Below are 18955 nucleotides of genomic sequence, written 5' to 3'. Positions count from 1 at the left end.
TCACATGGACGACGCGATCTGGGCGTCCACCTGCTGCATCCGGTCCGCCGAGGCGCCCAGTTTGACGCCGACCGCGGCCAGCGCCGTCTTGATCTCGGTGGCGCCCTGGTTCCACTTCTGCCGGGCCTCGTCGCAGGCGGTGCCGGCCGCGCCGGTCCAGTCCTGGGCGAACAGTGCGGTGAACGCGGCGTACAGGTCGTTGAGGTCGCTGTCCATCCGGCCCTGGAAGGTGTTGATCGACGTCGAGACGTCGGCGATCTGCCCGAAGTTGTAGGTGATGTTCATGTCGGTTCTCCTCGAGTCGAGTCAGCCGCGGAGGATGCCGGCGACGGAACCGTCGACGACTCCGGCGGTACGGATGGACTGGGCGGCTTCCTCGTCGTTCACGCCGTACTGCGTCGACGCGGACGACATCTTGGCGCCGAGCTCGCTCAACGCGCTCATGATCTTCGCGAGGCCGTCGTTGAGCTGTCCCGACACGTCCTGCAGGGCGTTGTTCGCGGTGCCCTGGAAACCGGCGCCGCTGAGTCCCTGGATCTGTCCGAGCAGCTGCCGCATCCCCTGCGAGATGTTCTGCCCGGTGTCGTCGCAACGCTGCGCCATCGCGGTGAGCTGCTCCTGAGTGGCATGGACCTGACCCATGCCCGCGGTTCCTGCCACGGTCCTACTCCCCGGTTCTCGTTCGGCGCGCAACGGTGGTGGCGCCGAGTGGTCTATGCCGGGTCGTACACCCACCGTGTCCGAACGGTTCGAACCAGTTACCAAGATTTCGTGTACACCCCGGCGAAGGACCGAACACGGGAGGCGTGATGGAGGCGAACCCTTACGCGGAACAGACCGCGGCGAACACGAGCGCGGGCTGGCTCGGCGACGGCCCCACGGTCGACGTCGACCTGGACGGCCTCCGCGAGTACGCCCTCCGGATAGCCGAGCAACGGAACTTCCTCGAATCCCGGGCCGACGACCTGCAGGTGCTGGCGGGGTATCCGGCGGAAGCCTTCGCCGGCGATCTCCTCCTGGGCGAGGTGGCAACGATCCGGACCACCTTGGAAGCCAACGCTCGGGAGATGGCGGTCTATCTCGATGCACTTCGGTTGGCGCTCGGTGACATCAGCGTCGTCGCGTCGAGGATCGCCGACATCTTCCAGGACACCGATGCGACCTCTGCGGCGTCGATCAACGACGTGTCGTCCGCGTTCGCCACACCGCTTCCCGGCACTACGACGGAAACGGGGAAACCCGAGTTCGGCGACGGCGTCTACCGGCCCGACCCGAACGCCCCCGGCTCCAACAACCAGATCGTCCAGGTGGCCACCGGACCGAACGGTGAACACCTCCAGCTGAAGACCCTCAGCGTGCCGGGCAGCCCGGTGGTCACCACCGAAACGGTCCACGGCACGAACGGCGTACTCCTCTCGACCTCGACCACCCTGACCTCGACCCGGACCGACGGCCCGGTCGAGACCATCACCCAGGAGAAGTACGACGGTGACGGCGCGCTGGTCAGCAAGATCGAGACCCGGACGACCCACGTCGGCGACGAGGTCGTCGCACGGCAGGTCGAGTCGGTCGACGGGAAGGGCCGGACCACCGAACTGACCACCGAGAACCTCGACCCCGGCACCAAGGAGAACACCGTGGTCACGCTCCGCCCCGGCGAAAGCGGACTGTTGGAGGAGACGAACCGGATAGTCGTCGGCCCGCGCACCGCCGGACCGTCCCCGCTGGGAGGCTGACCATGGGCGAATACTGGGGTGCCGTCATCGCCCCGAGCGACCTCTACGACCGAGACGGCCAACTCAAACGCTACTTCGCCGCCCCGGTGCCCTCGGGAAACACCCACACCGGTGCGGCCGGGCCCGGCAACCCTCTCGACCTGGCGGGCGTCGCCGCGAGGATCCGGAACATGCACCCGGAGTCGATGGCGGCACTCGCCGACCAATGGTCGAACGCGGTGACACTGCTGACGAACGCCCGCCACCTCCTGGTGCAACAGAGCACCGTGCTGCAGGACGAGCACTGGCGATCGTCAGCGGCCCGCGACGCGTTCCTGAAACAGGGACCGGGCCGGACCCTCACCTTCCTGGACGCCTGGATCGACGGCGCCCAGCAGAACGTGACCGCACTCCGGCATCTGGTCTCGATCACCGACAGCGCGCGGGCCGAAGTGGACAACCTGGTGCGAAACTACCAGGCGGAGGCCGCCAGGATCCCGGCTCTCGCCATCGCCCAGACCGCCCATCTGGTCTACGGGAACGACCTCGAGCTCCAGACGGCGAAGACGCTGAAGGGCGGCGCCCTCCAGGCCGAACTCGACCACCGGTACAACCACGAGGCCCAACAGCTGGCCGCGCGATACGGCCAGGAGATCTACCCGTACATCTTCCGGGTGTCGAGTGGTCTCGGGCCGCAGTACAAACCACCGCTCTCCCCCTTGAAGCTCTCCGACTGGCGCTTCGTCGGCACACCGCAGTTCACTGATCCCCACCCTTCCCGGTCGCACGGGTTCATGTCGGTGAGCAACGAGGCCACGGCACCCGGGGGTTCACCCCAGGGACTGGCGCCGCCGTCGGCGGTTCCGCCCGGCTCATCCGCGCCGGGCGTCGTCCCGCCGGGCGTCGTGGTGCCCGGCGGTAAGGCACCCGGGACGCTGCCGCCCGGGATTCGGCCGCCGGGGACGGTACCGCCGAGCATTCTTCCGCCGGGTGGGGCCGGGCGGTTGCCGGGGGCCGTACCGCCGCCGGGACAGGCGTTTCCGCCGCGGGGCACGCTGCCGCCCGGTGGCACCGTGCCCGGGCCGGGGACGCTGCCGCCCGGCGGAACTGTGCCGGGACCGGGAACGCTGCCGCCTGGCGGGACCGTGCCGGGACCGGGAACGGTGCCGTCGCCCGGGACGCCGCCAGGCGCCGTGCCGGGGACGATTTCGCCGCCGGCGTCCACGCCGATCGGGACGATTCCGCCGGGGACCACCACGCTGCCGCCGCCATTGTTCCGGCCTCGGCAGCCGGGGCAGATCGGCCGGTTCGGTGCGGACGCCACGCAGCAGCCGGGATCAGAGGCGCCGCCCGGCCGGGCGCTGCGGGCGCCGGGAGTGCCGGTCGAAACGGGTGGGGCTGCGATCCGGCCCTCGCTCTCGGGGCCGGGGCAGATCTACGTACCGCCGTCCACAACGGCCGGCCCCCGCCTGCAACCGGGCGTCACGGGGCCTGTCGTGGGCGGGCCCGGGCTCGTCAGGCCAGGTGCCGGAGAAGTAGGAACCGCCGGATCAAGGGCTGCGGGAGTGAGCCCCGGGCCGGGTGGCGGGCAGGCGCCGAGGCAGCCGGCCACTGGAGTGGGCGGGGACGGTCCTCTACGCGTACCCGAGAAGGGGCCGGACCGGACCGCCTCGCCGGAGGTTTCCCCGCCACGGGCCGCGCCGCCTTCGCCGGAAACGGCGCGGGGAGCGTGGTCGGACCTCTACCGCTCGGAGCAGGGGCGGAACCAGGCCGGGCCGGCGATCATCGGGGCACCGTCGCGGGAGACCGGTGCGGTGGGCCCGCAGGGGCTTCGGAGTCCGGCCTCCGGGCGGGCCGGCAGTCCGGCGGAGCCGTCTCGGCCCGGCGCTGTTCCGGCTGAGCTGGGAAGACGGCGCACCGTGGGCAGGGCAGCAGATCCACACGAAGAGACATTCGGGGTACGGACGCCGGGCGGTGGCGTGATCAGCGGGCGGCCGGCCCAGGACGACGAGGAGGAACCTGGCGGGCGAATGTTCCGGCGGGACTGATCAGCGCGGTCCGGGTGTCTGTCTCGGGCGAGTGACCAGGGAGTCGATCGCGCGGTCGTGCAGGCCCCGTCCGTCCCCGTCCATGATCATGGCAGGGATGAAGAGGCCGAGCAGGACCGCGCGGATCAGCGCCCGGTAGAGGCCGAGCACCCCACCGTCGGGAATCGAGACGCAGCGGATGCGGAACAGGCGCATGCCGACGGTCTGACCGAAAAGGCCGATGAAGAAGGTGTTGGTGAGAACCAGCACGAGGACCACCAGCCACGGCTGCTCCATCGGGCTCACGAAGAGGCCGCCGACGAGCTGGCACAGCAACCAGTCGATCAGCAGAGCACCCAGCCGGGGTCCGAAACCGGCCGGCTCCAGACCCGTTCCGCTCACATCGGCCCTGCGTACCTCGTTGCTGGAAGGCGCCACGGCGGCCAAGCCTACGCGATAGGATCTTGATGATCAGCTCGTGTCGGCGACGTAACACGCCTTAACACGACAGAAACAATAGGGATACGCCGGGGCAACCGCGGGCCCATAACGTCGCGACCAGCCTTGCCCAGTGGTGGTTCAGGCCGCCCGCGGTATCGGAAAACTGCGCCAGGAGGACGTGTGTTCGCCAATCCCGAGGAACTCCTGCGATACCTCAAAGACGAGGACGTCAAGTTCGTCGACGTACGTTTTTGTGACCTTCCCGGCGTGATGCAGCACTTCAACACGCCGACGGAATCGTTCGACGAATCCATCGTGACCGACGGCCTCGCCTTCGACGGATCCTCGATCCGCGGTTTCCAGGCCATCCACGAGTCCGACATGCTCCTCCTGCCGGACGTCACCACCGCCTTCATCGATCCCTTCCGGATCCAGAAGACGCTGGCCCTCAACTTCTTCATCCACGACCCGTTCACCCGTGAGGCCTACTCGCGGGACCCGCGCAACGTGGCCAAGAAGGCCGAGGCGTACCTCGCCTCCAGCGGCATCGCCGACACCGCCTTCTTCGGCGCCGAGGCCGAGTTCTACATCTTCGACTCGATCCGGCACGAGACCTCCGCCCACCAGGCCTACTACTACATCGACTCGATCGAGGGCGCCTGGAACTCCGGCCGTGAGGAGGAGGGCGGCAACCGCGGCTACAAGACCGCGTACAAGGGCGGCTACTTCCCCGTGTCGCCGGTCGACCACTACTCCGACCTGCGCGACGCCATGGTGCGCCGCCTCATCGACGTGGGCTTCACCGTCGAGCGCTCGCACCACGAGGTCGGCACCGCCGGCCAGGCCGAGATCAACTACAAGTTCTCGACCCTGCTGCACGCCGGCGACCAGATGCAGCTGTTCAAGTACATCATCAAGAACACCGCGTGGGAGCACGGCAAGACCGTGACCTTCATGCCCAAGCCGCTGTTCGGCGACAACGGCTCCGGCATGCACACCCACCAGAGCCTGTGGCTGGGCGGCGAGCCGCTGTTCTACGACGAGACCGGCTACGCGGGCCTGTCCGACATGGCCCGCTGGTACATCGGCGGCCTCCTCCAGCACGCGCCGTCGCTGCTCGCCTTCACCAACCCGACGGTCAACTCGTACCGGCGCCTGGTGCCCGGCTACGAGGCCCCGGTCAACCTGGTCTACTCGCAGCGCAACCGCTCCGCCTGCACCCGCATCCCGGTGACCGGCAGCAACCCGAAGGCCAAGCGCGTCGAGTTCCGCGTCCCGGACCCGTCGAGCAACCCGTACCTGTCGTTCTCGGCCCAGATGATGGCCGGCCTCGACGGCATCAAGAACAAGATCGAGCCGCCGGCCCCGATCGACAAGGACCTCTACGACCTGCCGCCCGAGGAGTGGGGCAACGTCAAGCAGGTCCCGGGTTCCCTCGACGCCGTGCTCAACTCCCTCGAGGCGGACAACGACTTCCTCACCGCGGGCGGCGTCTTCACCGACGACCTGATCTCCACGTGGATCGACTACAAGCGGTCCAACGAGATCGACCCGGTGCGGCTGCGCCCGACCCCGCACGAGTTCGAGATGTATTACAACGTCTGATCTCGCTGCCTGAAAGCTGAAAGCGGCGGTCACGCCCGGCCCGATCCGGCCGGCGTGGCCGCCGTTCGTCATGGTGCCGAGATGTCGGGCGGCCGCACATCCGGCCACCGACCAAGCCATCACCATCGGTCGATGCATTCCGGCCTGCCGCATGTGCCGCCGTGGGTCTACATTCGACGCTACGGGGCCGAGCGCGGATGGTGACGGCGTGGCTGGACGGGGAGCACCGCGACGGGTGTTCCTGTCGCATGCGGGCGAGCTTCGACGACTCCCCCAGCCGAGATCTTTCGTGGCGGCCGCCGAGGACGCGGTCAAGCGGGCCGGTGACGCCGTCGTCGACATGCACTATCTCGCGGCCACGGACACGCCGCCGAGCCAGGTGTGCCGGGACGCGGTCGCCGAAGCCGACGTGTACGTGCTGATCGCCGGATTCCGATACGGGTCGCCGGTGCGTGAGCGCCCCGAGTTGTCGTACACCGAGCTGGAGTTCGAAACGGCCACCGAACTGGGCAAGCCGCGGCTGGTGTTCCTGCTCGGCGACGACGTGAGCGGCACCCGGGAGTTGCTGAACGATCTGACGCACGGCCGTCGGCAGGAGGCGTTCCGGACCCGGTTGCCGGACAGCGGTGTCACGGTGACCACCGTGTCCTCGCCGGCCGAGTTGGAGACCGCGCTGTTGCAGGCGCTGACCGGGTTGCGGCGGCCGGAGAAAGCCGGCCGGGTGTGGAACATTCCGCCGCCGAGCACCCTGTTCACCGGCCGGGAGGAGATGCTGGACCGGCTGGAGCAGAACCGGCCGGTGGTGGTGCAGGCCGTGCACGGGATGGGCGGGGTGGGCAAGACGCAGCTGGCGTTGCAGTTCGCGGACAGGCACGCGGACCGGTTCGACATCGGCTGGTGGGTGGACGCGGAGACACCCGAGCGAATCCCGGAGCAGTTGGCCGGTCTGGCCCGGGCACTGGGGCTGGTGCAGGCCGGCGACCCGGTGGAGATCGTGCTGACCCGGTTGTACGGCCTGCTGGCCCGACGCCGACGGTGGTTGCTGGTGTTCGACAACGCCGAGAGCCCACAGGCATTGGACCGGTTTCTGCCAGGAGCGGGGCAGCCGGGCGGCCAGGTGGTCATCACGTCGCGGCATTCCGGCTGGGCGGGCCGGGCAGAGCCGGTGGAGGTGGACGTGTTCGCCCGGGACGAGTCGGTACGCCTGTTGCGCCGCCGGGTTCCGGCGCTGCGGGCCGACGAGGCAGATCGGGTGGCGGAGGCACTCGGTGATCTACCGCTGGCGATCGATCAGGCCGCCGCTTTCCTGTCCGACACGGCGTTGCCGGTGGCGGAATATCTGCGGCTGGTCACCGAGCGAGGCAGTGATGTCCTGGAACGCCAGTTCGGTGGCCGCTATCCAGCGACGGTGGCCGGGGCATGGCAGGTGGCTTTCGACCGGCTGACCGCCGACGATCCGGCGGCGGCCCAGCTGCTGACGGTGCTGGCGTGGCTGGCACCGGAGCCGGTTCCCCGGACGGTGCTGATCGCCGGGCCGGCGGAGCTGCCTGAGCCGTTGCAGGCGGTGGCCGCCGACGAGTTGCGGCTGGCGGTGACGCTGGCGTCGCTGCGGCAGCACAGCCTGCTCCGGATGGACGCCGACAGTGTGGTGCTGCACCGGATTCCCGCCCTGCTGATCCGGGACCGCAGCGAGGACAAGGCGCAGCATGCCGCGGTGGCAGTGCGGCTGATGGCTCGCGCAGCGCCCGAGGATCCGTGGGAGAACCCGCCGGTCTGGCCGCGGTGGCAACGTCTGCTGCCGCACATCCTGGCCGCCGTGGACGTGCGGCGTCCCGCCGAGGACCCGGTGACGGTGGCCTGGCTGCTCGACCGGGCAGCCACCTACATTCACGTCCGCGGTGAGCCCAGGGCTGCGACCGGGCTGTTCGAACGGGCTTTCGGGCTCTATCGGTCCGAGCTGGGAGCCGATGACCCGCAGACGTTGAACGCGGCCGGCAATCTGGCCGTCAACCTGTCCGCGGTGGGCCGGGCCGACCAGGCGCGGAGGCTCGACGAGGACACCCTCGAGCGCAAGCGCCGGCTGCTCGGCATGGATCATCCCGACACGCTGACCGCGGCCAGTAATCTCGCATTCGTACTGGCCGCGGCGGGTGAGCACGACCGGGCCCGGGACCTGGACGAGGACACCTACGAGCGACGCCGCCGAGTGCTCGGCGACGACCATCCGGCGACCCTCTTCTCGGCCAACAACTTCGCGGTGGTGCTGGCCGCGGTGGGCGAGCACGACCGTGCCCGGGAACTGAACGAGGACACCTACCAGCGGCGCCGCCGGCTGTTCGGCGCCGACCATCCGAGTACCCTGCTGTCGGCGACCGACCTGGCCGAGGATCTGACCGCGGCCGGTGACCACGAACGGGCGCGGGATCTCCTCGAGGACACCCTGGAGCGCCGGCGGCGGGTGCTGGGCGACGACCATCCGGACACCCGGGAGTCGGCCGACCGGCTGGCCGCCGCGCGGCGTACCCCCTAGTTCGCGGTGTCCTTCTCGCGGAGGGCGGCCTCGACGGCCTCGCGCACGCGCTCGTCCTCGCGCTGCTTGCGCTGGGTGCGGCGGCGCCGGGTCAGGGCCACACCGGCGATCAGAAGGCCGACGAGTACGAGCAGGAGCACGGTGAGCGTCCACGGGAGCGCCCACACGCGTGCCGTGGCGCTGACCGGTTCGAGGGAGGTCGTCGATCCGGAGGCGTCGGTGAGCAGCGGCGTCAGGGTTACCGTGCCGGCCAGCAGGACCGCCGGGGAGACGTCCTTGATCGGTACGGTGACCTGCCACGACTCGCCGGGCAGGAGTTCCGGCGGGGCGGTGATGCCGGTCGCCTCGGTGCGCAGCCAGCCGAACGGCCCGCTGATCGCGACGGCCTGGTCGGCGGTCTGCACCGCGTTGCCGGTGTTGTGGATCGTGTACGAGACGGTGGCCGCCCCCGCGCCGAACGGGTTGGCGACACCCTCGTAGCCGACGTCGAGGTCCTCGATCGCCAGGGCCGGCGCGAGCTCGCCGGCGACGCGCAGCTTGACCCGGATGCCGAGGCGGCGCTCCACGTTGACGTTCGACGACTGGTCGGCGGCGGTCAGCGAGGTGACGATCCCTCCGACGTGGTCGCCCGGGGTGGCGTTGTCCGGGACCGCGATGCTGAACGGCACCTCGACCACCTTGCCGGGCGCCACGGTCACCTCGGTGGTCGTGGCCCGGAGCCAGGCGCCGATGCCTGTCGACTGCTGGTCGCCGGTGAGCAGGTCGAGCTGGCCCGCGCCGGTGGTGTAGCCGTCGGCGCCGTACACCGAGAGCTTGACTGTTTCTTTGCCCTTGTTCGCAACGACCATGGCGTCACTGGTCGTGGTGCCGGGGCTGACGTCGTAGCTGTAGCTCGACCGGGTCGCCCCGAAGTCGTTGGAGGCGGTCCGCACCGTCCAGGTCACGTCGCCGTCGGCGGCCTGTGCGGGGACCGGCACGGAAATGATCACTAAAGCGGCCAGCAGAGCGGCGGCGGTCTTCATGCAGGGAGCTCCTAGAGAAGGTGGGCGGGCGCGGAGTGCGCCCGCCCACCGGGGTGCGATCAGCTGCTCAGCGCGGTGATCGTCAGAGTGGTGCGGTAGTTGCCCTTCTCGACCTCGCCCGGGATCTTCAGATCCAGGTCGGCGCCGAGGACGGCCGAGCCACGGGCGTGTCCCTGCTCCGCGTAACCGAGGCCACGGGAGATCGAGAGGCCCTTGCCGTCGTCGTCGTAGCCGGAGGCGACCGAGGTTCCGGCCTTGGCGCCGGCACCGGCGGTGGCGAGGTACGGACCCCAGCCCAGGTACGAGCCGGAGAACTTCTTGTCGGCGTCGACGAAGTCGCCCACGCTCGCCGAGATCGACCACGGCGAGAGGGAACGGCGGCTGTCCGACACCTTGATCGGGTTGATCTTGCCTGCGGCGGCGAAGTACTCGCCCTCCGTCTCGACCGCGGTGCCGAGGTCGACCAGGCCGTTGTGGCCGTCGATGGTCCAGCCGAACTCACCCGGGGCGGCCGTCGGGACGGCGACCTGGATGTCCTGGCTGTCACCGTGGTACGGGCGGACCGTCACCTTGTCGACGACCGACCCGACCGGCTGGCCGGCGGTGGTGTTGTCGCACCAGCTGCCGCCCTCGACGGAGGCGTTCGGGGCGGCGCAGGTGCCACTCCGGACGTTCTCCACGACCAGCTTGTCGCTGCGGACCCCGACCTTGATGTAGGAGCGGACGTGCTCCTGGTTCTGGACCGAGTTGTACCAGTAGTTCTCCGGCTTGAGCGGGTCGGCGCCGTTGCCCGCGCCGCTGGTGCCGCTGTTGTCCGGGGTGGTGATGTCGTAGTACTTCGAGCCGGAGGCCGAGTTCGAGGTGACGTACAGGACGCCACCGGGACCGGCGAACACCTCTTCGGCGCCCGGCTGCTCGGCCGCGTTCGCCTTCGCACCGTTCTTGATCAGGTAGCTGCGGGTGTAGACGTGGTCGTGGCCCTGCAGCACCAGGTCGACACCGAGCTCCGAGAAGGTGGTCGGGAAGTCCACCCGGCGGACCTTGTTGTCGCTGTCCTTGGCGTGCGCCGCGGCGGAGTAGATCGAGTGGTGGTAGACCAGGACGGTCCACTTCGCCTCGGCGCCGTGCTGCTTGATCGTGTCGGTCACGTACTTGACGTGCGCCGCGTCACCGCCGCCGCCCTGCGAGGTGGCGTAGGAGTTGCTGTTCAGGTCGATGAACAGGGTGTCCTTGTAGATGTACCAGTAGTTGCCGCCCGAGGTGTTGGACGACGGGGTGCCGTTGGCGTAGTAGGCGCCCGAGCGGTCCGTGTTCGGGGTGAACAGGTGCTGCTCGTACGCCTTGCCGCCGACGTCGTGGTTGCCGATGGTGGCCACCCACGGGTACTGCCGCAGCTTGTCGGACGCCAGGAAGGCGTTCCACTGCGACTCGGTGTTGGCGGTCTCCACCTGGTCGCCGCCGGACACCAGCAGTTCGGCGTCCGGGTTGGCGGCCAGCGAGACGTCCAGGGTGTCGGTCCAGCCGGCCTGGTCCTTGGCGACGTTGCCGGAGGCGCCGATCTGGGGGTCACCGTAGAACAGGAAGTCGTAGTCGCCTTCGAAGTCCTGCGTCTTGAACGTGTACGCCGGCGACCAGTTGCCCTCCGAGCCCACCCGGTAGGAGTACGCGGTGTGCTCGGCGAGCCCGGTGATCGTGGCGTGCCGGTTGTATCCGCCGCTGGTCGCGATGTTCGCCGACCCGAGGGCCGCGAACGTCTGCGCGCTCGCCGGGAACTCGCCGCCGACCACCGAGGCGGCCGGGGCGAGCTGGACCGACTGGGTGGTGTCCGCCGAGGAGTACCAGGTCACGATGCGCTGGGTCTCGGTGGCACCGACGCCGAGGATGACGGCGCTCAGCGTGGCGGGGTCGGCGGCGTAGGCGGGTGCGCCCAGTCCGCCGAAGGCCACCGCCAGCCCGAGGGCCGCCGCCGTGGCGCCCTTGGCCACCCGGTTGCGGGTGAGGTGCGTTCTCATCGGTGTCCGTTCCGTAGATGAGAGAAATCGCTTCCCATGGGGAAAGGTGCGGAAGCGGAGATCAAGCTCGTCGTACTCGATGAACCGGACATGAACCAGATCAAGATCATTGATGGCGTACGCCGGAAGCTCTCCGCCTTCTCAACAGCAAGACCATCGTGGACACCGCGATGAGCAGCACGATGACGGCCGCGGTGACGACGAGCACAGGAGTGCCGCCGAGGGTCAGAACGGGCGTCCCGGCGTTCAGGACGGCGCTGCCCCGCTCCCCCGCCAGGTCGTAGGTGACCTTCGTGGTGGTGTCCCGCACGTACTCCTCCGACTCCGGGAACAGCCCGCTCCGCACCTCGTGACCACCGTCGACGGGGCAGGTCCAGTCCAGCGTCAGAGTCGTGTAGGGGACGTTCTCCTGCGTACCCATGCGGAAGCCACCGACCGGGACCGGGACGCAGGCCTCGCCGCCCGCGGTGATGGTGAAACGGTCGGTCACGTAACCGACCGCCGCCGTGGCGTGCGCGTCCAGCGCCGCCGCCTGCGCCTGCTCGTCGCCGGCCTCGAACGCCGCGGTGCCCTCCTGGAAGAGGCCGTCGTCCTTGCCGTAGTCGGCGGCCGACACGACGAACAGGTCGTACTCCAGCTCCAGCTCGGTACGGACGTGACCGTCGTCCGCGCCGGAGACGTCCGCGTAGACGGTCGAGGTGAAGCCGTGGGCGAGGGCCGGGCCGGCACCGATTCCGATCAGGACGGCGGCAACCAGCGGGACGAGCAGGCGGTGCGGTGACATGCGAAGGCACGTTGCACCCCACGGGTTAACAAGATCCGGATGTCCGGCGAACCGCTGGCGACAACTCCCTGCCGGCCCTGGACCCGGGCCCGAAAACGTGTAGGAAGGGGACCGTGCACCGCCTCCTCCGGACCGTCGTCGCCGTCGCCTTCCTCGTCGTCGTCGCCGCCTGCGCCGACCCCGATGACTGGTCCCGGTCGCGTCCCGTACCGGCACCGGCCGGTGTCCTCGGCGCCGGCTTCACCGACCCCGCCACGCCACCCACCCCGGAGGCGGTCATCACGCCCAGCCCGGGATCGTGGTCGTCGGTCCGGCCCGCCGAGGGATACCGGGTGGTGCTGCTCACGGCCGGCGAGGACGCCCCCACCAGGGCGCTGGTCACCGCGGTGACCGACTGGGCCGCCGCCGAGGAGGTCTCGCTGAAGACCGTCACCGCCGACGTGACGAAACCCGTCGACGCGATCGTCGCGGCGATGCAGATGCGACCCGACCTGATCGTCAGCGCCGGCAACGATTTGATCGACCCGCTCGCCCTGGTCAGCCCCAACCATCTCGACCAGCAGTTCCTCATCGTCGGCGCGGAGATCGCCGAGCCCACGCACAACGTGACCGCGGTCGACTGGACCGGTGCCTCGTTCCGCGGCGAGGGCCTCGGCGCGGCGTCCGCGTTCGACCCGGCGTCGTTCACCGGGGAACGCTGCGCGGCCGCGATCCGGGCCGGGGTGGCCGCCGTCCTGCACGACGTCACCGGAATCGTCCTCTGGCTCGATCAGTTCTGAGCTCTATATTGGGACCCCTCTCATCGAAGGGGTTCCCGTGGGCCGCAAGCTTGTTGTCGTCTTCGCGGCGCTGCTGATCACCGTCGCGGGGTGCACGCCGACCGCCACCCGGTCGGCGCCGGCGGCGTCCCCGTCAGCGCCGCTGCCCTTCACCTCGTTCTCGGCCTCACCGTCACCGTCGCCGTCGCCGTCGCCGTCGCCGTCGCAGCCCGGCGTCGACCAGCAGACTCTGCGGTACTTCTTCGAGGTGGCACTGGGCGGCGAGTACGGCGACAAGTTCTCCGTCGCCACCATGTGGACCCAGCCGGTCGTCACCGTCCGGGTCAACGGCAAGCCGACCGCCGCGGCCCGCGACTGCCTCGACACGGTGATCGCCGACTTCAACGCGCTGACCGCCACCACCGACCTGAAGCTCGTCGACGAGCCCGCCGACCTCGAGATGCACTTCGTGCCGCTGTCCAAGTTCGCATCCATCGAGAAGAACTACGTCAAGGGCAACGACGGCTTCATCTACGTGTACTGGTCGGATTCGCACGCCATCACCGAGGGGACCGTGCTGATCCGCTCCACCGGCATCCCCGAACGGATCCGCTGCCACCTGATCCGCGAGGAGCTGACCCAGGGGATGGGCCTGCTCCGCGACTCCGACCGCTATCCGGGCAGTGTCTTCTACGGCGGATACGAACCCGCGCCCACCGGATATTCGGCCATGGACAAGCGGCTCATCAGGCTGCTGTACAGCGGCGCGATCCGGCCCGGCGACGACAGGGACACCGTCACCGCCGCCGTCCGCGTTCAGAGATGATCCCGCTTCCGGCCCGCCGGAATCCGTGATCCGGGCGACCGGCATGCCGACGACGACGGCCGTCGCCTCCGACCGCATCACCGCCTCCGATCAGGCAGACTTGGCGATCATGAACGGTATGACCGTGCTGCCCGGCACACCCGGCCTCACCCCGGCCGACGTCGCCCACGTACTGGTCCCCGGGCACGGCCGGAACGCCGACGCGACCGGCCTGACCCCGGGCGGCGCCGACCGGTGCCGGGCCGCCGCGGCCCTGGAGGTCCCGGGTGTGATCGTCTGCTCCGGCTACAAATCACCGATCGACGACAAGGGCGCCCCCTGGACCCACCGGGACGAGACCTTCCAGGGCATCCCGGAAGCTGATCTGATGCGGTCCTGGCTGCTCGAGGCGGGCGTCCCGGACACCCGGATCCGGGTGGAACGGCACTCGGTCGACACCGTGACGAACCTGCTGCGCGCCGACCACGAGGGCCACTTCGGCGACGGCCGGCCGGTGGCGATCGTCGCCCAGCACGGCCACCTGCGCCGCATCCTGGCCATCGCACCCCGCCTGCTGCGCCGCCCCTTCCTCGGCGTGGTCGTCCCCGGCGGCGACACCCGCGAGAACCCGTTGGCGAAACCGGTCAGCCGGTGGATCAGCTTGGGCCTCCCCCGCGACCCGGCCGCCGCGATCGGCACCGCCACCCGCAGGGCCGAACTTCTCTGGGGTACGGCCCGAGCCCTCGGCCGGCGCCGCTACTACTGAGCAGGCGGTCAGTCGCCCTTCAGCGACCAGTCGGCGTCCCCGTCCTTGACCGTGGAGTCGCTGAACGTGGCGGTGTTGGAGACCGGCCAGAATCCGCCCGGGAAGGACGCCGGGTCCACCGCCTCGCCGTGCAGCATGACCATCGCGGTGGCCTGAGCCCCTAGAAAGCGGTCAGGGTACCCACCCCGGCCCAGATCGCCGCGGTGTTGACAGCCGCCTCCTCCAGCATGATTCCCAGTCCGACCCAGGAGAAGGCGATGCTGCCGAGCGCCCCGATGACGAAGACGGTCGCGGCGATCAGCTTCTGGAGGACCGCGGCGAGCAACACGTAGAACGCCGCCCCGGCAACCGCACAGGCGATCAGGTTGGCCGACGTGGTCATCGCGATCGAACCGATGCGGGCGGCCGCGGCCGACTGCGCGGCCACCACCGTCGCGTAGGCGTCACGGGCCGACCCCGACCAGTCGGAATCGTCGATCGACAGATTCTGGTCGGTGAGGTTGCCGCTGACACCGTTCGCCTCGCCGCGGATGTCCATCCAGTTCCAGGCGTCGATGGCCATGTAAATCGGGGCGACAGTCCCCTTGAGGAGATCGATGATCCAGTTGATGATCTCCTTACCGACCTCGACGGACTTGTCGGCGATCGCATGGACCGCCTCGGCAACGCTGTCACTGACGTACCAGTGGCCGGTCGCTTTCCGGGCGGCCGGCTGGACCTTGTCGAGATCGGCGGAGAAGGTGCTGAGACCGCCCTGGATCTCCGCCACGACCGCTTCGAACTGGGCGACGCTGAAACTCATGACCGTCCTCTAATAGATACCGCGGAGCGAGTGCTCGTTCGCCTCGTCCTCGGCCTGGTAGATGTCCGCGACCTTGACGAGCATGTCGCCGATCTCCGTCATGGCACGGGCGCCCTCACCGGCCCGGGACGAGACCGCCCGGATCACATCGTTGTACGGGTCAACCACGAGTTGGAACAGCCCGGCCTCTACCCGGCCGAGTTCCATCCCGTCCACTCGTGCCCTCAGAGCGGCCAATGCGGCGCTCTGGTCGTCCCAGGTCAGGGACTCACGACGGAGGATGTCGGTGGCAACGCGGACTTCCTCCGCGGTCGGTGGCGTGTCTGACATGGCTCTGTCCTCAGTTCGGGTCGGCAACCGTACGCAGGGTGGCGAGTGCTGTGCCGAGGAGATCGTCAGGGCCGCGGGTGAGTGGTGCGGGTACGGCGGCCTCCGCCGTACGAAGAGCCCGGCCCAGGGCCGCGGTGATGTCGTCTCCGGAATTACGTTCGGCCCACGCGGCGTCAACGGTGCAGGCCGTCAGCCCCGCTGGGCCCAGGACCACGGCAACGTGTCCCCCGCCGCCGGTTCCCTTCACCGGTTCGGCGGACTGCTCCTGATCAGCGGACCGCGTCGTCTGGAGGGCCCGGATGACATCCTCGGTCAGTTCGCCGAGTTCCCGGGCAAGGCCGGCCGGGGACCGCGGCTGCCCGATCGGCTCGCGGTGGAATCGCTCGTCCTCGACGTCCCGTAGTCGTCCGCGCCATCCGCGGTCGTCCAGCTCGTACGCCCAGTCCTGCATGCCACGCCGGAGGGCGTCGGTGGCAGCGTCCATCACCGCCGAGCCCAAACGGTCCGGCCGCAGGTACCGAGTCCAGTCGTTGCGCACGCGGATCGATCGGGGAAGCCCGTTCGCGCCCAGCGTCACCGTCACCCGGCCGGACTCGTCGCTGCCCTCGGCCTGGCGGGGTGCCGACGCGGTGAACGTCGCCGCCAGATCGCCCCACCGGGCTGTTTCTGCGTGCAACAGGCTCAGACGTCGCATCATCTCGTCGGTCACCGAACCTGCTCCTTCGTTGCGGTGTGGGCATCGGGAGCGCGCAGAACCGCACGGCCGACCATCGCCATCGACAGGGCCGCGTGTGCCAGCAGGAGCGTGAAGACCGCGAGCACGCCGCCGCTGGTCAGCAGCGCGAGGCCGAGAGCCGTCGTGAGTCCGGCGGCGACGAACTGCGCGCCCCCGACGGCCAGGCGCAGTCGGCCATGGACTCCGATCCGGGCGGCAACCGAGCCGGTCAGGGTGACAGCGATCAGCGACACGACGAGAGCCGAGAGGGCGGACCCGCGGACCGGAAGGCCGGCCGTCACATCGGGCATCCCGGCATGGACGAGGAGTACCCCACCCAACTCCACGACGGCGGGAAAGGCCCACAGGACTATCACCACAGAAGCCTCCCCTCGATCGCCTGAAACCCCTGTTCAGAAGTCCCGACAATCTAGGCGCGCGAGATAATCGGCGCGACTTTCCGTGACTACTATTACCAATAGGAAAGACACAGGAAAGGGCACCGGACAGAACGCCCGGCGCCCTTTCGGCGTACGACGAGAAGGGTTAAAGAAGTTTGCCGAGGTTCATGAAGACGGTTTCGCCGGTGGCGTCGTCGAGGCCGTCGTTGTCGGTCACGGCGTAGGTGCGGCCGTCACCGGCGATCGCGAGGCCCTCGACCTTGTCCTGGACCCAGCCGTTGCCGGACTTGAGGATCGGCAGGAGGTCCTTGGCCGGTTTCTTGGTGACCGTCGGTGTTCCGGACCAGGTGCGCGGCACGTCGAAGGTGTAGATCTTCTTGATCGCGGCGAGGGGTCCGCGCTGGTTGTCGCGTTCGATCGCGGCGAACATGTTGCCGTCGACGGCGACGATCTCGGAGAGGCCGGACCAGCCGGTGGGTGCGGCGTCGAGCGGGTAGAGCAGCCACGACCAGGTCTTGGTGACGGTGTCGTAGCGGCCGATGCGCGCGGTGTTCGCCGGGTCGCCCTTGAGGGTGCGCTGTACGGCGACCCAGACCGAGGTGCCGGATTCGGCGACGCCCTCCAGGCCGTTCGTGGTGATGGTGGCGGCGACGTCGGCGGGGAGGGTGATCTCCTCCTGGACGCGGCCCTTCGCGTCGAGCCGGACCAGCAGGTTGGGCGTGCTCGCGGAGCCTTCCACGGCCAGCCAGTATCCGCCCTGCTTACGGGCCACGATGCCCTCGGCGTCGTAGCCGATCGGCGTGCCGTCCTTGGTGACGGTCAGCTGCGAGTCGATCGTGCCGCCGGTGGTCAGGCCCAGGATACGGGTCGGCGTGTAGACGGCGTCGGTGACGCTGACCAGGCGGTCCTTGCGGCCGGGCACGGCGGAGAGCGCGGAAAGCGCACCCCATGGGATGCCATTCCGCGAGATAAGCTGATTTGTCGGATTGGCGCCTAATCCGAAGACCTGGACCGTGCCGCGGATGCCGATCGACGCGTCCTCCTCCTCGCTGGAGACGACGACCAGCCCACGGGACGGCACCGCGACGACGCCCTCGGGACCGTTCGTGGTCGGCAGGAGCTGGGTGAACTTCGGCTTGCGCGGGTTGGACACGTCGTAGACGGCGGTGAAGTTGCCGCGCTCGGAGTTCACGAAGACATAGGGCACGCCGTGGAAGCGACCGAACGCCACGTTCTCCGGTTCGATGCCTTTGGCGTCCGAGCGCTTGTCCGGGTACTGCCCGTAGGAGACGGCGATGTGCTCCAGGGCGTTGCCGGCGTCCCAGACGACCGCGCCGGTCTTCGCGTTGAAGATCGTCCAGCCGCGGGAGCCGCCCTCGTAGTCGCCCTCGTTGGCGGTGGCGAACAGCTCGTCGGTGATCCAGGTGACGCCGTCCGGCTCGCGTTTCGCGGTGATCGAGCCGGTGAGCGCGATCCGGTCGTCGTCGACCGTGTCCACGCCGGACACGGTGACCGCGCCCGCGGTGAAGTGCTTCTTGATCTTTCCGGTCGCGAGGGAGACCACCACCAGGTGGTTGTTCTCCTGCAGCGAGACGACGGCCTCGTCGCGGGAGTTGATGCTGACGTACTCCGGCTCCGGGTCGGTCGGCGCGACCGTGGACAGCCCGGTCAGCGCAACCTTGGTGAGCTTCCACGTCTTGGCGTCGATCACGGCCAGGTAGCCGGCCGGACCCTGCGGGAGGGCGCCGCCGTTGACGTCCTCGTCGCGCTCGTTCTCGATGGCGACGGCGATGTAACGGCCGCTGGGCGCGACGGCGACCGAGTCGGGCTGGCCGCCCAGGTCGATCGTCCTGACGATCTTGCGCGATGCCGAGACGACAACGAGCCGTCCGTCGGCGACCGCGGCCAGGAGCAGGCCGCCGAGATGCGCAACCGACGTCGGCTCACCGCCCATCGCCAGCGTCCCGGCAGGCTGCGGCTTGGACGGGTTCGTGATGTCGACGAAGCCGAGACGCTTGCCGGGGCTGTCGGTGTAGACGACCGTCCGGCCGTCCTCGGTGACCGTGGAGATCTCGGCCGCCGCGGTGTCGCCGATCGACGAGTTCAGATAGGCCGGGAACGTGGAGAGTCGGGTGAAACCGTCGGCGCGACCGTGCGCGGCCGCCGCGGTGGGCACAGCGCCCACTGCGGCCAGGGCCAGGACGGACACGAGCGCCGACGAGGTACGGCGGAGAGACATGCG

Annotated in this window: 19 protein-coding genes; 7 read left to right on the top strand and 12 right to left on the bottom strand. The window is 69.4% G+C overall.

Translation table 11 applies throughout. The features are described from left to right. Window positions 1-285 (bottom strand): WXG100 family type VII secretion target, encoded by a 285-nt coding sequence (locus QSK32_RS10425; protein WP_285471761.1) that lies wholly within the window; start codon window positions 283-285, stop codon window positions 1-3. 21 nt (window positions 286-306) lie between these two features. Then, window positions 307-660: a WXG100 family type VII secretion target gene (locus QSK32_RS10420; RefSeq protein WP_245674018.1), complete on the bottom strand. Its 354-nt coding sequence runs from the start codon at window positions 658-660 to the stop codon at window positions 307-309. 149 nt (window positions 661-809) lie between these two features. Between QSK32_RS10420 and QSK32_RS10415 the strand changes: the two genes are divergently transcribed. Both QSK32_RS10415 and QSK32_RS10410 read left to right on the top strand, forming a co-directional pair. Continuing rightward, window positions 810-1736 (top strand): hypothetical protein, encoded by a 927-nt coding sequence (locus QSK32_RS10415; protein ID WP_045743531.1) that lies wholly within the window; start codon window positions 810-812, stop codon window positions 1734-1736. 2 nt (window positions 1737-1738) lie between these two features. Next, entirely contained in the window at window positions 1739-3763 is a 2025-nt protein-coding gene (locus tag QSK32_RS10410; protein ID WP_285471760.1) for a hypothetical protein, read from the top strand. Here QSK32_RS10410 and QSK32_RS10405 read toward each other — a convergent pair whose 3' ends face one another. Beyond that, entirely contained in the window at window positions 3764-4180 is a 417-nt protein-coding gene (locus QSK32_RS10405) for an RDD family protein (RefSeq protein ID WP_285471759.1), read from the bottom strand. It abuts the gene before it with no gap. Between the two features lie 183 nt (window positions 4181-4363). Between QSK32_RS10405 and glnA the strand changes: the two genes are divergently transcribed. Continuing rightward, window positions 4364-5788 (top strand): type I glutamate--ammonia ligase, encoded by a 1425-nt coding sequence (gene glnA, locus QSK32_RS10400; RefSeq protein ID WP_045743528.1) that lies wholly within the window; start codon window positions 4364-4366, stop codon window positions 5786-5788. A gap of 208 nt (window positions 5789-5996) precedes the next feature. Continuing rightward, the gene (gene fxsT, locus QSK32_RS10395; protein ID WP_285471758.1) at window positions 5997-8318 is read left to right on the top strand and encodes an FxSxx-COOH system tetratricopeptide repeat protein; all 2322 of its coding nucleotides are present in this window, start codon (window positions 5997-5999) and stop codon (window positions 8316-8318) included. On the opposite strand, the gene QSK32_RS10390 is transcribed toward fxsT, so the two are convergent. From QSK32_RS10390 to QSK32_RS10380, 3 genes are all read right to left on the bottom strand, one after another. After that, window positions 8315-9340 (bottom strand): WxL protein peptidoglycan domain-containing protein, encoded by a 1026-nt coding sequence (locus tag QSK32_RS10390; RefSeq protein WP_285471757.1) that lies wholly within the window; start codon window positions 9338-9340, stop codon window positions 8315-8317. The two genes, fxsT and QSK32_RS10390, sit on opposite strands and share 4 nt — an antisense overlap. Before the next feature lie 59 nt (window positions 9341-9399). After that, window positions 9400-11352 (bottom strand): purple acid phosphatase family protein, encoded by a 1953-nt coding sequence (locus tag QSK32_RS10385; protein WP_285471756.1) that lies wholly within the window; start codon window positions 11350-11352, stop codon window positions 9400-9402. 106 nt (window positions 11353-11458) lie between these two features. Further along, window positions 11459-12136 carry a hypothetical protein gene (locus QSK32_RS10380; RefSeq protein ID WP_052720567.1) on the bottom strand — a complete coding sequence of 226 codons (678 nt, stop codon included), beginning with the start codon at window positions 12134-12136 and terminating at the stop codon, window positions 11459-11461. Window positions 12137-12249: 113 nt separating this feature from the next. On the opposite strand from QSK32_RS10380, the gene QSK32_RS10375 reads away from it, so the two are divergent. From QSK32_RS10375 to QSK32_RS10365, 3 genes are read left to right on the top strand one after another with little or no spacing between them, the layout of a single operon-like run. Continuing rightward, a complete protein-coding gene (locus tag QSK32_RS10375; protein WP_285471755.1) occupies window positions 12250-12915 on the top strand; it encodes a type 1 periplasmic-binding domain-containing protein in 666 nt (221 codons plus the stop codon). 37 nt (window positions 12916-12952) lie between these two features. Then, the gene (locus QSK32_RS10370; protein ID WP_285471754.1) at window positions 12953-13720 is read left to right on the top strand and encodes a DUF2927 domain-containing protein; all 768 of its coding nucleotides are present in this window, start codon (window positions 12953-12955) and stop codon (window positions 13718-13720) included. 43 nt (window positions 13721-13763) lie between these two features. Further along, window positions 13764-14465 carry a YdcF family protein gene (locus tag QSK32_RS10365; RefSeq protein WP_285471753.1) on the top strand — a complete coding sequence of 234 codons (702 nt, stop codon included), beginning with the start codon at window positions 13764-13766 and terminating at the stop codon, window positions 14463-14465. 8 nt (window positions 14466-14473) lie between these two features. Here QSK32_RS10365 and QSK32_RS10360 read toward each other — a convergent pair whose 3' ends face one another. From QSK32_RS10360 to QSK32_RS10335, 6 genes are all read right to left on the bottom strand, one after another. Next, complete coding sequence (locus QSK32_RS10360; RefSeq protein WP_285471752.1) at window positions 14474-14608, bottom strand: hypothetical protein; 135 nt, start codon at window positions 14606-14608, stop codon at window positions 14474-14476. 17 nt (window positions 14609-14625) lie between these two features. Beyond that, entirely contained in the window at window positions 14626-15267 is a 642-nt protein-coding gene (locus QSK32_RS10355; RefSeq protein ID WP_285471751.1) for a hypothetical protein, read from the bottom strand. 9 nt (window positions 15268-15276) lie between these two features. Beyond that, on the bottom strand, window positions 15277-15597 hold the full coding sequence (locus QSK32_RS10350) for a hypothetical protein (protein WP_045743522.1): 321 nt from the start codon (window positions 15595-15597) through the stop codon (window positions 15277-15279). Window positions 15598-15607: 10 nt separating this feature from the next. Beyond that, window positions 15608-16306, bottom strand: coding sequence for a hypothetical protein (locus tag QSK32_RS10345; RefSeq protein ID WP_045743521.1), 699 nt, complete (start codon window positions 16304-16306; stop codon window positions 15608-15610). Then, entirely contained in the window at window positions 16303-16692 is a 390-nt protein-coding gene (locus QSK32_RS10340; RefSeq protein ID WP_285471750.1) for a hypothetical protein, read from the bottom strand. Before QSK32_RS10340 ends, QSK32_RS10345 begins: the two co-directional genes overlap by 4 nt. Window positions 16693-16858: 166 nt before the next feature. After that, window positions 16859-18952, bottom strand: a complete 2094-nt coding sequence (locus QSK32_RS10335; protein ID WP_285471749.1) for an esterase-like activity of phytase family protein — start codon at window positions 18950-18952, stop codon at window positions 16859-16861. Between the last annotated feature and the right edge of the window lie 3 nt (window positions 18953-18955).

Source organism: Actinoplanes sp. NBRC 101535, assembly GCF_030269225.1.
GTDB lineage: Bacteria > Actinomycetota > Actinomycetes > Mycobacteriales > Micromonosporaceae > Actinoplanes > Actinoplanes rectilineatus.
This window is presented reverse-complemented; position numbering and strand designations above follow the sequence as displayed.

Coding starts and splice junctions, on each gene's coding strand:
- QSK32_RS10425 (WP_285471761.1), bottom strand. CDS start 285: ATGAACATCACCTACAACTTCGGGCAGATCGCCGACGTCTCGACGTCG.
- QSK32_RS10415 (WP_045743531.1), top strand. CDS start 810: ATGGAGGCGAACCCTTACGCGGAACAGACCGCGGCGAACACGAGCGCG.
- QSK32_RS10410 (WP_285471760.1), top strand. CDS start 1,739: ATGGGCGAATACTGGGGTGCCGTCATCGCCCCGAGCGACCTCTACGAC.
- QSK32_RS10390 (WP_285471757.1), bottom strand. CDS start 9,340: ATGAAGACCGCCGCCGCTCTGCTGGCCGCTTTAGTGATCATTTCCGTG.
- QSK32_RS10385 (WP_285471756.1), bottom strand. CDS start 11,352: ATGAGAACGCACCTCACCCGCAACCGGGTGGCCAAGGGCGCCACGGCG.
- QSK32_RS10380 (WP_052720567.1), bottom strand. CDS start 12,136: ATGTCACCGCACCGCCTGCTCGTCCCGCTGGTTGCCGCCGTCCTGATC.
- QSK32_RS10365 (WP_285471753.1), top strand. CDS start 13,764: ATGCCGACGACGACGGCCGTCGCCTCCGACCGCATCACCGCCTCCGAT.
- QSK32_RS10360 (WP_285471752.1), bottom strand. CDS start 14,608: ATGGTCATGCTGCACGGCGAGGCGGTGGACCCGGCGTCCTTCCCGGGC.
- QSK32_RS10355 (WP_285471751.1), bottom strand. CDS start 15,267: ATGAGTTTCAGCGTCGCCCAGTTCGAAGCGGTCGTGGCGGAGATCCAG.
- QSK32_RS10350 (WP_045743522.1), bottom strand. CDS start 15,597: ATGTCAGACACGCCACCGACCGCGGAGGAAGTCCGCGTTGCCACCGAC.
- QSK32_RS10335 (WP_285471749.1), bottom strand. CDS start 18,952: ATGTCTCTCCGCCGTACCTCGTCGGCGCTCGTGTCCGTCCTGGCCCTG.